The organism is Micrococcus sp. iso_239, assembly GCF_056173395.1.
On sequence record NZ_CM149672.1, the window covers coordinates 342552 to 354944 of the forward strand.

The window sequence follows — 12393 nt, forward strand, 5'->3', positions numbered from 1 at the left end:
GTCCGGCCCGCCGCCTCTCGTCGTGTGCACGCGGATGGTGAGGGATTCGAACCCTCGGCGCGGGGTCACCGCGCACCGGTTTTCAAGACCGGCTCCTTCGGCCGCTCGGACAACCATCCCGGGCCTGACCGCGACGGCGTGGGCCGCCGCGTCGAGGACCCACTCTAGCCCGTGGCCCGGCGGGCGACCGGTGGCGAGTCCGGCCCCCGCGCGCGAGGATGGACCCTCGACCCTCGACCCCCGACCAGAGGAGGAGACCCCCATGGACGTCCCCGCACAGATGCGCGCCGTGCGATTCACCGGCGCCGGCGACAACGGCGTCGTCCGCGTGGGCCACGAGCCCGTGCCGGACCCCGGCCCGGGCGAGGTGCTGGTGCACGTGGCCGCCGCGGGTCTCAACCGCGCGGACATCGCGCAGCGCGAGGGCCGCTATCCGCCGCCGCGCGGCGCCTCCGAGATCCCCGGACTCGAGGTCTCCGGCACCGTGGCGGCGCTGGGACCCGAGGCCGGGATGCCGGGTGAGGGGCGGTTCGCCGTCGGTGACCGGGTGTGCGCGCTCCTGGCCGGCGGCGGCTTCGCCGAGTACGTCGCCGTGCCGGCGGGCCAGCTCATGGCCGTCCCCGACGGCGTCGGCCTCGTCGAGGCGGCGGCCCTGCCGGAGGTCGCCTGCACGGTGCACTCGACGCTCGTGGGCCGGGCGGGCGTGCAGGCCGGGGACCGGGTGCTCGTGCACGGCGCCACCGGCGGCATCGGCTCCTTCGCCGTCCAGTTCCTCGCCGCGGTCGGCGCCCGGGTGCTGGGCACCGCCGGCGGCCCGGAGAAGGTGGCGCTCGGCCGTGGGCTGGGCGCCGAGCACATGTTCGACCACCGCGCCGCCGAGTCCGGTGCCTTCGCCCCGTGGGTCAAGGAGGTCACGGACGGCCACGGCGCGGACGTCATCCTCGACGTCGTCGGCGCCCCGTACCTGGCACCCAACGTGTCCGCGCTCGCCCCCGAGGGACGCATCGTGACGCTCGCGGTCCAGGGCGGCGCCGTCCCGGAGGACTTCAACATCATGAAGCTGGTGGTCAAGCGCGGCTGGCTCACGGGGGCGACGCTCCGCTCCCGCTCGGTCGTGGACAAGGCCGGGATCGTGGCCGCGGCCGAACGTGCCGTGTGGCCCCTGGTGGCGGCGGGCCGCATCGACGCGAGCGTCGGGGCGTGCTTCCCGCTCGCCGAGGCCGCCGAGGCGTTCGACTGGTTCGACTCCGCCACCCGCACGGGCAAGGTCGTGCTCGTCACCGACCCCGCCGACGCGCGCCGGCCGTCCGGCGACCGCGCATGAGGGGGCCCTTCGCACGCTTCCGTCAGGAGCGTGCCGACGACCGCGAGCTCGGCACGGGGCTGTGGCGCCGTGCCCACGACCGACTCGGCCGGGCCCTGGACCGCTACTGGCAGGTGCTGGAGGGCCAGCGGGGCACGGACGTGCTGAGCCCCGAGGAGCGCAACGGCGTGGTCCACGCCGGCAACGTCCTCACGGAACGGCTCCCCGCGGTCCGTGCCCTGTGCGTCCGCCTGCACCGGGACCACGAGGGCGACGGCGAGCACATCCCGGCCGAGGCCGCCGACGTCCACCGTGAGCTCTCCCGCGCCGCACACGAGCTGGCCGCCACCGCCCAGGCCCTCGCCCTGTACCGGCTCGGCCAGGGCTCGGCGGAGTCGGTCGGCCGGCACGCCGAACGCACCCTCGGCCACCTGGACCGGGCGGAGGAGCTGGGAGCCGGGCTCTGACGGCGGCGCGCCCCGGAGGGCCGGCCCGGAGACGAGAGGACCCCGCCGCGTGGTCACGCGGCGGGGTCCGGGGGAGCCCCCTGCCGGATTCGAACCGGCGACCTGCTCTTTACGAGGGAGCTGCTCTGGCCAGCTGAGCTAAGGAGGCACGCGACCGTGAACGGCCACGGCTGACGAGCATACCGGTTTCGCGGCCCCGATTCCACCGCGCGGCCGGGTGCGCGGGCCACCGAGTGTGGCCCGCCCCTTCCGCGGGCGTTCACCCCCAGGCCATGCCGTGGCCAGACGAGGACGGTTCCCTGGTGGGCACACACCGTCGACGGGAGACGCATGAGCCTGCCCCACGCCCCTCGCACCCCGGCACCCCCCGCCGCGGCTTCGTCGGCCGTGCCCCTCCGCCTGGCCGTGGTGGACATGTCCGGCACGTCCATCGTGGAGCACGGGCTCCAGGACACGGCGTTCGCCCGCTCGTTGGACCAGCACGGCGTCCCGGCGGGCACGCCGGAGCACGACGACGCCGCGCGGCGGTTCCGCGCGCTCCGGCCCACCTCGCGCACGGCCGTTTTCCCCCGCGTGTTCGCCGACCGGGCGGTGGCCGCGGCGGCGACCCGCACGTTCGAGGCGACCTTCGACGCGCTGCTGGCTGAGCACGGCGTCCGGGCCGTGCCGGGCGCGGAGGAGGCGCTCATCCGCCTGCGCGCCCTCGGCCTCCACGTGTGCCTGTGCACCGGCTACGCCCGCCACACCCAGAACATGATCCTCGAGTCGCTGGGGTGGATGGGCCTGGCGGATCTCAGCCTCTCCCCGGACGACGCCGGCCGCGGCGTCCCCTACCCGGACATGATCCTCACCGCCCTGCTCGGTCTCGACCTGGAGGACGTCCGCAGCGTCCTCGTGGTCGGGGACACCGCGGAGGACATGACGGCCGGGCGCCGCGCCGGGGCCGGACTCGTGGTCGGCGTGCGCACGGGTCGCGACGCGGACCACGTCCTGCTGGCGGCGGGCTCGGACCGGGTGGTGCCGGGCCTGGCCGACGTGCCGGACCTGGTGGTCCGCACCCGCTGAGCCGGCGCCGGTCCACCCGGCGCGGCCGCTCAGCGACGTCGCGGGGTGCGCACCCGGCGGGGCAGCAGGGCCAGCATCATGGCTTCGAGGGCCAGCTGCTCCGGCACGTTGGCGGCGATGCGCTCGCGGGCCGTGGTGACGGCGTCGATCCGGGCGAGCACCTCGGCCGAGTCGCCGGCGGTGCCGCGGGCGTACGCCTCGATCTCGTCCCGACGGTGCTCGTTGATGAGCTCGCCGTCGGCCCCCAGCTGCACGCGCAGCACGTCCCGGAACAGGCCCATGACGTCGATCATGGCCCGGTCCAGCGAGTCTCGGACGGCGCGGCGCCGCCGGCGGGTCTGGTCCTCCTCGAGCCGTTTGACGTGGTGGCGGAGCTTGGGCGGGACGGGCTCGCCGGGCTCGAGGCCCAGGGAGCGGCGCAGTGCCTCGAGCTCCTCGGCGTCCCGGGCTTCGGCGGCGGACTCGGCCTCGGCCTTGGACACCTCGGCCAACGTGGCGGCCAGGGCCATCGCGTCGGAGACGGCGGTGGCCTGGAGCGGCAGGGAGAGGATGCGCTCGCGGCGTTCGAGGGCCTCCGGGTCCCGCGCGAGGCGGCGGGCCATGCCCACGTGCGACTGGGAGATCCGGGCGGTGGTGAGCGCCGTCTCGCGGTCCAGCCCGTCGCGGCGGTGCAGCAGCTCCGCCACCTGCTCCACGGCGGGGATGCTCAGCGTGATCAGCCGGCAGCGGGAGCGGACGGTGGGGAGCACGTCCGCGGGGGACGGGGCGCACAGCATCCAGATCGTGCGGGCCGGCGGCTCCTCGATGGCCTTGAGCAGCACGTTCGTGGCGCGCTCCGTCATGCGGTCCGCGTCCTCCATGAGGAAGATCCGCCAGCGCCCGGTGGCGGGGGTGGACTGGCCGGCCTCCACGAGGGCGCGGACGTCCTCGATCCGATAGCTCACCGCCTCGGTGGCCAGCACGGTCACGTCCGGGTGGGTGCCGCCGAGGACGGTGCGGCACGCGTGGCACTCGCCGCAGCCGCGCGCCGCCGGGTCCGCGACCTCGCACTGCAGGGCCGCGGCGAACGCACGCGCCGCCGTCGACCGGCCGGAGCCGGGCGGGCCCGTGAACATCCAGGCGTGGGTGGGACGGTCCTCGGCCGCGGCGCGGCGCAGCTGGGCCACCGCGGCCTCCTGGCCCGCGAGGTCCGCGAACACGGCGGGGGCGGGGGCCGTCATCGGTCGGCCGCCTGGGCGGTGACGCGGGCCAGCGCGCGGGCGGTGAGCTCCTGCGGCGGCAGCGCGCCGTCGAGCACGAGGTACCGCTCGGGCGCGGCCGCCGCGCGCGCGAGGAAGGCGGCGCGCAGGGCCTCGTGCCGGTCCGCCGTCTCCCGCTCCATGCGGTCGGGGGTGCCCTCGCCCTCCGCCGCGCGCCGGTCACGCCGGTCCGCGGCGGTGGCCGCGTCCACGTCGATCAGCACCGTCAGATCGGGGACGAGGCCGTCCGTGGCCCACTCGTTCAGGGCGGCGATCCGCGCCTCGCCCAGCCCGCGCGCCGCGCCCTGGTAGGCCACGGACGAGTCCACATACCGGTCCGTGACGACGACGGCGCCCCGGGCCAGCGCGGGGCGCAGCGTGCGGACGGCGTGGGCGGACCGGGCCGCGGCGAACAGCAGCGCCTCGGTGCGGGGGTCCACGGGGGCGTGCCCGGGGTCCAGCAGCAGCTCCCGCAGCGTCTCGCCCAGGTCCGAGCCGCCGGGCTCGCGCGTGAGCACCACCTCGTGGCCCGCGGCGCGCAGGGCCTCGGTCAGGGCGCGGGCCTGGGTGGACTTGCCGGATCCGTCCGGTCCCTCGACGGCGACGAACAGGCCGCGATGCTCGGTCTGGGTGCTCACGCCTCGAGCCTAGACGCCGCCCCGGACGGGGAGGGAACCCGTCCGGGCCGACCGCCTAGACTGACCGGCATGAGCGCCCCCATGCACTTCGCCCTGCTCGTCGACCACTGGCTGTTCCGCGTCCTGGCGATCGCCGCGCTCGGGCTCGAGGTCTGGGCGCTGGTGGACGTCGTCCGGCGCCGCCCCGACGACTTCGCCCGCATCGGGGGCCGGGACAGGAGCTTCTGGCTGATCCTCACCGGCGTCGCCGCCGTCGTCGGGCTCCTCGGCGTGCTCGCCGGCGGCGGGATGGGCATGTTCGGCCTCGTGGCCGCGTGCGTGGCGTGCGTCTACCTCGCCGGCCCCCGCCAGGACATGGGCCCGGCCCTGCGCCGCTGAGGGTCCCGCGCCGTCGGCGCCGCCCTCATGACGACGGCGCCACCGCCGCCCAGCGCACGCTCAGCTCCCCGCGCCGCCACTGGTGCGGGCCGCCCAGCACGGGCCAGCCCGCCGCGCGGAGCGTGCCGACCGTCGCCAGCCACCGCTGCCGCGTCCCGTAGGCCGCGAGCGGGGCGTGCGCGGCCCACGCGGCGTCGGCCTCCGCCAGGAGCCGATGGACGGGCTCGCCGGGTACGTGCCGGTGGATGAGGACCTTCGGCAGGCGCGCCGCCACGTCCGAGGGGCGGGCGAAGGACCCCAGCCGGAGGGCCACGGTCAGGCTCGCGGGCCCGTCCCGACGCAGGTCCACCCAGGCCGCCCGCCGGCCGTCCTCGGAGCAGGTGCCCTCCACGAGGACGCCGTCGTCGGCGAGCCCCGCGCACAGCAGGGACCAGATCGCGGGCACGTCCTCCTCCCGGTACTGGCGCAGCACGTTGAACGCGCGCACCACGGTGGGCGGCCGCGGCACGGGCAGCTCGAAGCCGCCGACCGCCCAGGTGACCCCCGGCAGGTCGCCGGCCCGCTCCCGGGCCCGGGCCACCCGAGCGGGGTCGATCTCGAGGCCCACCAGCTCGAGGGCCGGGTTCTGCACGCGCAGCCGCTGGGCCATCTCGACGGCGGTCACCGGCTCCGCGCCGAAGCCCAGGTCCACGGCCAGCGGGCGGGGAGTGCGCCGCAGCAGGGGGCCGTGCACGTCCGTGAGCCAGCGGTCCACCCGGCGCATCCGCTGCGCCGCCGTCGTGCCGCGGGTGATGTGGCCCTGCGGGCCCCGTGCCGGGACTGGGCCGGGCGTCGTGCGCGCGCGCAGCCGCCGGGCCTTCTCCACCATGGGCTCCAGCGTAGGGGAGCGGCGGGACGGGTCCGCCTAGGATGGTGACATGGCGAACACCACGTACACGCTGGTCCTGCTGCGGCACGGTCAGAGCGAATGGAACGAGAAGAACCTGTTCACCGGCTGGGTGGACGTCCCGCTGACCGAGAAGGGGCGCGCCGAGGCCGCCCGCGGCGGTGAGCTGCTGGAGGCGGAGGGCATCCGCCCGGACGTGGTCCACACGTCCCTGCTCAAGCGCGCCATCACCACGGCCAACCTGGCCCTCGAGGCCGCGGACCGCCAGTGGATCCCGGTCAAGCGCAGCTGGCGCCTGAACGAGCGCCACTACGGCGCCCTGCAGGGCAAGGACAAGGCCCAGGTGAAGGAGGAGTTCGGCGAGGAGCAGTTCATGGTCTGGCGCCGGTCCTTCGACACCCCGCCGCCCGCCCTGGACGACGACTCCGAGTTCTCCCAGATCGGCGACGAGCGCTACGCGGACCTGGGCAAGGACGCCCCCCGCACCGAGGCCCTCAAGCAGGTCATCGACCGCCTGCTGCCCTACTGGGAGGAGCAGATCCTGCCCGACCTCAAGGCCGGCAAGACCGTGCTGATCGCCGCGCACGGCAACTCGCTGCGCGCCCTGGTCAAGCACCTGGACGGCATCTCGGACGAGGACATCGCGGGCCTGAACATCCCGACGGGCATCCCGCTGGTCTACGAGCTGGACCAGAACTTCAAGCCGATCACCGCGAACGGCCGCTACCTCGACCCGGAGGCCGCCGCCGCCGGCGCCGCCGCCGTGGCCGCCCAGGGCTCCGCGCACTGACGCGTCCGACGACGACGGGCCGGGACCCCGCCGGGGGCCCGGCCCGTGGCGTCGGGGACGGTCAGGAGCCGGTGGCGTCCGGGCGGTGGGTCGCCCACTCGCCCGTGACGAGGTAGCGCACCTTGGCGGCCACGGACAGGCCGTGGTCCGTGAACCGCTCGAGGTAGCGCGAGGCCAGCGTGACGTCCGTGGTGGTGGCCGGCGTCGCGCTCCAGTCCGGGGCGGCGATCGCGCGGAAGACGGACAGGTGCAGCGCGTTGACGTCCTCGTTGAGGGCGTCGATCCGGTCCCCGTGCGCCAGGTCCTGGGGCTCGAGCAGCAGGACGACCTCCTCGGCCACCTCCACGGCGGCGTCGCACATCGCGGTGATCACGGTCCGGACCTGTTCCGGGATGACGTGCTCGGGGTAGCGCAGCCGGGTCAGCTGGGCCACGTGGCGGGCGAGGTCGCCCATGCGCTCGAGCGAGGAGCTCATCCGCAGCGTGGCGACGACGGTGCGCAGGTCCGTGGCCACGGGCGCCTGCAGCGCCAGGATGCGCACGGCCTGCTCGTCGAGGGACTCCTGCAGCTGGTCGATCCGCGCGTCCTCCGAGATGACCCGTTCGGCGCCGTGCACGTCGGCCGCCTCGAGGGCGGCCTGCGCGTCCATCATGGCGCGGTGCACGAGGCGGGCGATCTCGCTCAGGTCGCGGCCCAGCCGCTCGAGGTCGGCCCGGTAGAGCTCGCGCATGGTCTCCTCTCCCCGGCGACGCCCGTGCGCCGCCGACCCCGACTCCCCGGGGCAACGGTCCACCCTGGCAGGGCAAGATGAACGGCCCATGAACGCCGATCGTCCGGCGTCTGGCGGTGCCTGGGCAGCCCGTCTCCGGGCCGCCAGAGGCTAGTCTGGTGCCGTGGATCCCGTCATCATCGGCCTGCTGTGCGGAGCGGTCGGACTGTTCACCGGAGTGGCCTCCATGCTGGCCTTCCGGGCGTCCGAGCGCTCGCGGACGGTGGACCTGACGGTCGGCGAACCCACCCTCGCCCCGGGCGCCGCCGAGGTCCTCTCCGTGGTCGGCCGCGCGTACGCGGTGGTGGACGACGTCGACGGCGTGGTGCGCGCGAACCCCGCGGCCTACGCCCTGGGCCTCGTGCGAGGGCACTCGCTCGTCCAGGACCAGCTGCGGGAGCTCACGCGGACCGTGCGGGCCGACGGCGTCATCGTCGAGCGCCGCATGGAGCTGCCCCGAGGACCCCTCGGGCAGTCGAGCCTCGTCGTCGAGCTGCGCGTGGCCCCGCTGGACGAGGAGTACATCCTGATCCTCGCCGACGACCGCACGGACGTGACCCGCACCGAGGCCATGCGCCACGACTTCGTCGTCAACGTCTCGCACGAGCTCAAGACGCCGGTGGGCGCCATCTCCCTGCTCTCCGAGGCCATCGGCGACGCCGCGGAGGACGAGGAGGCGGTGCGTCGCTTCGCCGCACGCCTGGGCGTCGAGTCCCGCCGGCTCTCGGCCCTCGTGCAGGACATCATCGAGTTCTCCCGGCTGCAGGCCAAGGACGTGGTCCAGGACGGGGGGCCCGTGGACCTCAACGCCGTCGTCGCCGACGCCGTGGACCGCCTGCGCCTGACCGCCGAGGACCGCGGCATCGCGCTGCGCGTGGGCGGCCGCGTGGACGCGGTGGTGCACGGGGACCAGGACCAGCTGATGACCGCGGTGCGCAACCTGGTGGACAACGCGGTGCGCTACTCCCCGGAGGGCACCACGGTGGGCATCGGCCTGAGCTCCGTGGACGGGCTCGCCCAGGTCACCGTCACGGACCAGGGCATCGGCATCAGCCCGGAGGAGCAGGAGCGGGTCTTCGAACGCTTCTACCGCGTGGACGCGGCGCGGTCGCGTCAGACGGGCGGCACGGGCCTGGGGCTGAGCATCGTCAAGCACGTCGTCATCAACCACGGAGGGGAGGTCACCCTCTGGTCCCAGCCGGGCCGCGGGTCGACCTTCACCATCCGCCTGCCCGAGTGGGGGGACGGTGTCGCCGTCGACGGCGCGCCGGGTGCCGCCCACGTCACCGAGCGGCGCGGTCACCGGGTGACCGCCTCGGCCGCACCCCCGACCCGGAAGGAGACGAGCGCATGAGCCGCATTCTGATCGTGGAGGACGAGGAGTCGTTCAGCGACCCCCTGTCCTACCTCCTGGAGAAGGAGGGGTTCGAGGTCACCGTCGCCGCCGACGGCAACGAGGCGCTGAGCGTCTTCGAGCGCGACAGCGCGGACCTGATCCTCCTGGACCTGATGCTCCCGGGGATGTCCGGCACCGAGGTGTGTCGTCAGGTGCGCCAGCGCTCCAACGTCCCCGTGATCATGCTGACCGCGAAGGACTCGGAGATCGACAAGGTCGTCGGCCTCGAGCTCGGGGCGGACGACTACGTGACCAAGCCGTACTCCTCGCGTGAGCTGGTGGCCCGCGTCCGCGCCGTGCTGCGCCGTCAGGGGGACCAGGAGGAGCCGATGTCGGCGACCATCAGCGCCGGCCCCGTGCGCATGGACGTCGAGCGGCACGTCGTCTCCGTGGACGGCGAGCAGGTGTCCCTGCCGCTCAAGGAGTTCGAGCTGCTGGAGATGCTGCTGCGCAACGCCGGGCGCGTGCTCACCCGCGGCCAGCTGATCGACCGCGTGTGGGGCTCCGACTACGTGGGGGACACCAAGACCCTCGACGTGCACGTGAAGCGCCTGCGCTCCAAGATCGAGCCCGATCCCTCGAGCCCCCGCTACCTCGTCACGGTGCGCGGCCTGGGCTACAAGTTCGAGGCCTGACCGGCGCGCTGCACCCGGGACGACGACGGCCCCGGCTCCACCTCGCGGTGGGGCCGGGGCCGTGGCGTGCCGGGCGCAGGCCCGGCGGAGGTCAGTGCTCCTCGCCGTAGTGGTGGGTCTCCTCGTGGAGGTGCCCGACGAGATCCTCCTCCGAGGGCTCGACTCCCTCGGGGAGCAGGTCACGGTACTGCTCCTGGGTGGCGCTCAGCAGCGGGACGGCCAGGTCGGCGGTGCCGCCGTTGCCGGAGACGGTCACGGGCAGGTTCTCGCCGACCCACACGCCCTCGCGCTCCAGGACGGTTGTGTTCGCCTCGTCCTCGAGCTTGCGGCTCTCGCCGGCGGGGACCTTCAGGGTCGCGGAGCCGCCGCCCTCGGCCTGGAAGGTGTAGGTCTGATCCTGGCCGGAGGTGTTCTCCACGGTGCCGATCAGGCGGGCGGGGCCCGACTCGCCGTCGCCGACGAGGGCGAGGTTGCGGTAGCTCAGGAAGTCCTGCTCCTGGCCGTTGATGCCGTCCGAGGGGGAGTACTGGATGGCGGTGGCGATCGGGCTCACGGCGGAGCAGCCGGTGGCGCCCAGCAGGGCGACCGCGGCCAGCGCACCTGCGGCGAGGTGGCGCCGGGCGGGCCGGGATGCGTTCTTCACAGAGGTCTCCTCAGGTGCGATGACGTGCTCAGGAGCCCCGAGGCAGGGGTCCTGCCAGGTCAGGCTACCGCATCCCGGGACGCCGGCCGGCCCGTGGCGCCGGGTCGTCCACTATCACATCCGGAGGCCGAAGATGTGACGGCGCGCGCGGCATGACGAGGCCGCATGATAGAATGAGACGACTGAAAGGGGCACAACAACATGGTTTTTGAGGTCGGAGAGACCGTCGTCTACCCCCATCACGGTGCTGCGCGGATCGAGGAGATCAAGATGCGCACCATCAAGGGGGAGGAGAAGATGTACCTCAAGCTCAAGGTGGCGCAGGGAGACCTGACCATCGAGGTCCCTGCGGAGAACGTCGACCTCGTCGGCGTGCGTGACGTCGTGGATGCGGAGGGGCTCGAGCACGTCATGGAGGTCCTGCGCGCCGAGCACGTGGAGGAGCCGACCAACTGGTCCCGCCGTTACAAGGCGAACCTGGAGAAGCTCGCCAGTGGCGACGTCAACAAGGTGGCCGAGGTCGTCCGCGACCTGTGGCGCCGCGACCAGGACCGCGGCCTGTCCGCCGGTGAGAAGCGCATGCTCGCGAAGGCTCGCCAGGTGCTCGTGTCCGAGCTGGCGCTGGCCAAGAAGGTCACCGAGGAGGAGGCCGAGGGTCGCCTGGACAAGGTGCTCGAGGGCTGACGGGCAGCACACGGCAGGGGAGGGGTCCGCGTCCACGACGCGGGCCCCTCCCCTGTCTCGTCCCCGGCCCGTCCGGCGCCGCCGGAGGGGGTCCCGGGCCACGGGCACCGGCGCGCTCCCTAGGATGAGGCCATGCCCACCGCCCTCGTGATCGCTGCCGCCGGCGCCGGCACCCGCCTCGGCGCCGGGCTGCCCAAGGCCCTCGCCCCCCTCGCGGACGGCCGCACCCTCCTGCGCCACTGCCTGGAGTCCGTCGCCGCCGCGCGCGCCGCCGGGCTCGCCCTGGACGCCGTCGTGGTGCTCACCCCGCCGGTGGAGGCCGATGCCGGCCGCGTGGCCGCCGAGGTCGACGCCGGCCCGCGCCTGGACGTGCCCGTGCACTGCGTGCCCGGCGGCGCCGAGCGCGCGGACTCGGTCCGCGCCGGACTCGCCGCGGCCTCCGGCGCTCTGGCCGACCTCGCCCCGGCGGGGGCGCCCCGCTGTGTCCTCGTCCACGACGCGGCCCGCGCGCTGACCCCGCCGAGCGTGTTCGGGGCCGTGACGGCGGCGCTCGGGACCGGCGCGGTCGCCGCGGTCCCGGGCCTGCCGCTGACGGACACCGTCAAGCAGGTCACCCCCGGACGGGGCGGCGTCGACGTCGTCGCGGCCACGCCGGCCCGCGCCGGACTGCGCGCGATCCAGACGCCGCAGGGCTTCGACCTGGACACCCTGCTGGCGGCCCACGAGGCCGTGCGCACGGACCCCACGCTCGACGCCGCGGCGCTCACCGACGATGCGATGGTCATGGAGGCCGCGGGGCACGAGGTCGTGGTGGTGCCCGGCGACCCGGCCGCGTTCAAGGTCACCGCCCCCGCCGACCTCGACCTCGCCCGCCTCGAGCTCGCCCGCCGCGCCCCCCAGGGGGCCTCCATGCGCCAGCCCACCCGCCCCGCCGTCGCGGCCGCCCCCCTGCCGCGCGTGGGGATCGGCACCGACGTGCACGCGTGGGCACCCGAGGATGCCCCCCGGCCCCTGTGGCTCGGCGGCATCCACTGGCCCGGCGAGCGGGGGGTGGCCGCGACCTCGGACGGGGACGTGGCCGCCCACGCGGCGTGCAACGCCCTGCTCTCCGCCGCCGGCCTCGGCGATCTCGGGGCCGTGTTCGGCGTCGACCGGCCCGAGATGGCGGACGCCTCCGGCGCGGACATGCTCCGCGAGGTGCTGCGCCTGCTGACGGAGGCGGGCGTCGCCGTCGGGAACGTGGCGGTCCAGGTGGTCGCACCCCGGCCCAAGGTGGGCACGCGCCGCGCGGAGATGGAGGCCGCCCTGTCCGCCGCCCTCGGCGGGGCCCCCGTGTCCGTCTCCGCCGCCACGACGGACCGGCTGGGCTTCATCGGGCGCAGGGAGGGGCTGGTGGGGATCGCGACCGCGCTCGTCGTCCCCGCGGCCTGAGCCCGCGTCGGCGCACCGACTAGGCTGGCAGAGCCCCGTCAGGACCCCGCCCCTCCGGAAGGACCGCGCC

14 protein-coding genes and 2 tRNA genes are annotated in these 12393 nt (G+C 75.1%); 9 read left to right on the forward strand and 7 right to left on the reverse strand.

What is annotated here, in order from left to right; genetic code table 11:
• Nucleotides 1-31 precede the first annotated feature (31 nt).
• Nucleotides 32-119, reverse strand: a tRNA-Ser gene (locus AC0VX2_RS01555).
• A gap of 143 nt (nt 120-262) precedes the next feature.
• Between AC0VX2_RS01555 and AC0VX2_RS01560 the strand changes: the two genes are divergently transcribed.
• Together AC0VX2_RS01560 and AC0VX2_RS01565 are read left to right on the forward strand one after the other, a co-directional pair.
• Nucleotides 263-1324, forward strand: a complete 1062-nt coding sequence (locus tag AC0VX2_RS01560) for an NAD(P)H-quinone oxidoreductase (protein ID WP_145015994.1) — start codon at nt 263-265, stop codon at nt 1322-1324.
• Nucleotides 1321-1770 (forward strand): hypothetical protein, encoded by a 450-nt coding sequence (locus AC0VX2_RS01565; protein WP_002858061.1) that lies wholly within the window; start codon nt 1321-1323, stop codon nt 1768-1770. Before AC0VX2_RS01560 ends, AC0VX2_RS01565 begins: the two co-directional genes overlap by 4 nt.
• 74 nt (nt 1771-1844) lie before the next feature.
• On the opposite strand, the gene AC0VX2_RS01570 is transcribed toward AC0VX2_RS01565, so the two are convergent.
• A tRNA-Thr gene (locus tag AC0VX2_RS01570) sits at nt 1845-1918 on the reverse strand.
• Between the two features lie 182 nt (nt 1919-2100).
• On the opposite strand from AC0VX2_RS01570, the gene AC0VX2_RS01575 reads away from it, so the two are divergent.
• Entirely contained in the window at nt 2101-2835 is a 735-nt protein-coding gene (locus AC0VX2_RS01575; RefSeq protein WP_036316046.1) for an HAD family hydrolase, read from the forward strand.
• Between the two features lie 29 nt (nt 2836-2864).
• On the opposite strand, the gene AC0VX2_RS01580 is transcribed toward AC0VX2_RS01575, so the two are convergent.
• Both AC0VX2_RS01580 and tmk read right to left on the reverse strand, forming a co-directional pair.
• Nucleotides 2865-4055: a DNA polymerase III subunit delta' gene (locus AC0VX2_RS01580; RefSeq protein WP_036316045.1), complete on the reverse strand. Its 1191-nt coding sequence runs from the start codon at nt 4053-4055 to the stop codon at nt 2865-2867.
• The gene (gene tmk / locus AC0VX2_RS01585) at nt 4052-4711 is read right to left on the reverse strand and encodes a dTMP kinase (protein ID WP_036316043.1); all 660 of its coding nucleotides are present in this window, start codon (nt 4709-4711) and stop codon (nt 4052-4054) included. The genes AC0VX2_RS01580 and tmk overlap by 4 nt, the downstream gene beginning before the upstream one ends.
• 81 nt (nt 4712-4792) lie before the next feature.
• Between tmk and AC0VX2_RS01590 the strand changes: the two genes are divergently transcribed.
• Nucleotides 4793-5089, forward strand: a complete 297-nt coding sequence (locus AC0VX2_RS01590; protein WP_036384680.1) for a DUF2516 family protein — start codon at nt 4793-4795, stop codon at nt 5087-5089.
• Nucleotides 5090-5114: 25 nt separating this feature from the next.
• Here AC0VX2_RS01590 and AC0VX2_RS01595 read toward each other — a convergent pair whose 3' ends face one another.
• Nucleotides 5115-5957: an SAM-dependent methyltransferase gene (locus tag AC0VX2_RS01595; protein ID WP_101966087.1), complete on the reverse strand. Its 843-nt coding sequence runs from the start codon at nt 5955-5957 to the stop codon at nt 5115-5117.
• A gap of 49 nt (nt 5958-6006) precedes the next feature.
• Between AC0VX2_RS01595 and AC0VX2_RS01600 the strand changes: the two genes are divergently transcribed.
• The gene (locus AC0VX2_RS01600; RefSeq protein WP_063189350.1) at nt 6007-6765 is read left to right on the forward strand and encodes a phosphoglyceromutase; all 759 of its coding nucleotides are present in this window, start codon (nt 6007-6009) and stop codon (nt 6763-6765) included.
• 61 nt (nt 6766-6826) lie between these two features.
• Here the strand turns inward: AC0VX2_RS01600 and phoU are convergent, their stop codons facing one another.
• Complete coding sequence (gene phoU / locus AC0VX2_RS01605) at nt 6827-7495, reverse strand: phosphate signaling complex protein PhoU (protein ID WP_101966086.1); 669 nt, start codon at nt 7493-7495, stop codon at nt 6827-6829.
• A 163-nt stretch (nt 7496-7658) separates the two neighbouring features.
• Between phoU and AC0VX2_RS01610 the strand changes: the two genes are divergently transcribed.
• Nucleotides 7659-8888 (forward strand): sensor histidine kinase, encoded by a 1230-nt coding sequence (locus AC0VX2_RS01610; protein WP_036384686.1) that lies wholly within the window; start codon nt 7659-7661, stop codon nt 8886-8888.
• Nucleotides 8885-9565 (forward strand): response regulator transcription factor, encoded by a 681-nt coding sequence (locus AC0VX2_RS01615; protein WP_041104721.1) that lies wholly within the window; start codon nt 8885-8887, stop codon nt 9563-9565. Before AC0VX2_RS01610 ends, AC0VX2_RS01615 begins: the two co-directional genes overlap by 4 nt.
• 91 nt (nt 9566-9656) lie before the next feature.
• Here the strand turns inward: AC0VX2_RS01615 and AC0VX2_RS01620 are convergent, their stop codons facing one another.
• Nucleotides 9657-10208, reverse strand: a complete 552-nt coding sequence (locus tag AC0VX2_RS01620; protein ID WP_036384688.1) for a hypothetical protein — start codon at nt 10206-10208, stop codon at nt 9657-9659.
• Between the two features lie 201 nt (nt 10209-10409).
• On the opposite strand from AC0VX2_RS01620, the gene AC0VX2_RS01625 reads away from it, so the two are divergent.
• On the forward strand, nt 10410-10892 hold the full coding sequence (locus AC0VX2_RS01625) for a CarD family transcriptional regulator (protein WP_036384689.1): 483 nt from the start codon (nt 10410-10412) through the stop codon (nt 10890-10892).
• Nucleotides 10893-11024: 132 nt separating this feature from the next.
• Nucleotides 11025-12323, forward strand: a complete 1299-nt coding sequence (gene ispF, locus AC0VX2_RS01630) for a 2-C-methyl-D-erythritol 2,4-cyclodiphosphate synthase (RefSeq protein WP_101966085.1) — start codon at nt 11025-11027, stop codon at nt 12321-12323.
• Nucleotides 12324-12393: the final 70 nt, after the last annotated feature.

What these genes read in the sequence shown, in the direction of transcription:
- AC0VX2_RS01595 (WP_101966087.1), bottom strand. Translation starts at nt 5,957, where the DNA reads ATGGTGGAGAAGGCCCGGCGGCTGCGCGCGCGCACGACGCCCGGCCCA.
- AC0VX2_RS01590 (WP_036384680.1), top strand. Translation starts at nt 4,793, where the DNA reads ATGCACTTCGCCCTGCTCGTCGACCACTGGCTGTTCCGCGTCCTGGCG.
- AC0VX2_RS01560 (WP_145015994.1), top strand. Translation starts at nt 263, where the DNA reads ATGGACGTCCCCGCACAGATGCGCGCCGTGCGATTCACCGGCGCCGGC.
- phoU (WP_101966086.1), bottom strand. Translation starts at nt 7,495, where the DNA reads ATGCGCGAGCTCTACCGGGCCGACCTCGAGCGGCTGGGCCGCGACCTG.
- AC0VX2_RS01565 (WP_002858061.1), top strand. Translation starts at nt 1,321, where the DNA reads ATGAGGGGGCCCTTCGCACGCTTCCGTCAGGAGCGTGCCGACGACCGC.
- AC0VX2_RS01575 (WP_036316046.1), top strand. Translation starts at nt 2,101, where the DNA reads ATGAGCCTGCCCCACGCCCCTCGCACCCCGGCACCCCCCGCCGCGGCT.
- AC0VX2_RS01600 (WP_063189350.1), top strand. Translation starts at nt 6,007, where the DNA reads ATGGCGAACACCACGTACACGCTGGTCCTGCTGCGGCACGGTCAGAGC.
- AC0VX2_RS01580 (WP_036316045.1), bottom strand. Translation starts at nt 4,055, where the DNA reads ATGACGGCCCCCGCCCCCGCCGTGTTCGCGGACCTCGCGGGCCAGGAG.
- AC0VX2_RS01615 (WP_041104721.1), top strand. Translation starts at nt 8,885, where the DNA reads ATGAGCCGCATTCTGATCGTGGAGGACGAGGAGTCGTTCAGCGACCCC.
- ispF (WP_101966085.1), top strand. Translation starts at nt 11,025, where the DNA reads ATGCCCACCGCCCTCGTGATCGCTGCCGCCGGCGCCGGCACCCGCCTC.
- AC0VX2_RS01625 (WP_036384689.1), top strand. Translation starts at nt 10,410, where the DNA reads ATGGTTTTTGAGGTCGGAGAGACCGTCGTCTACCCCCATCACGGTGCT.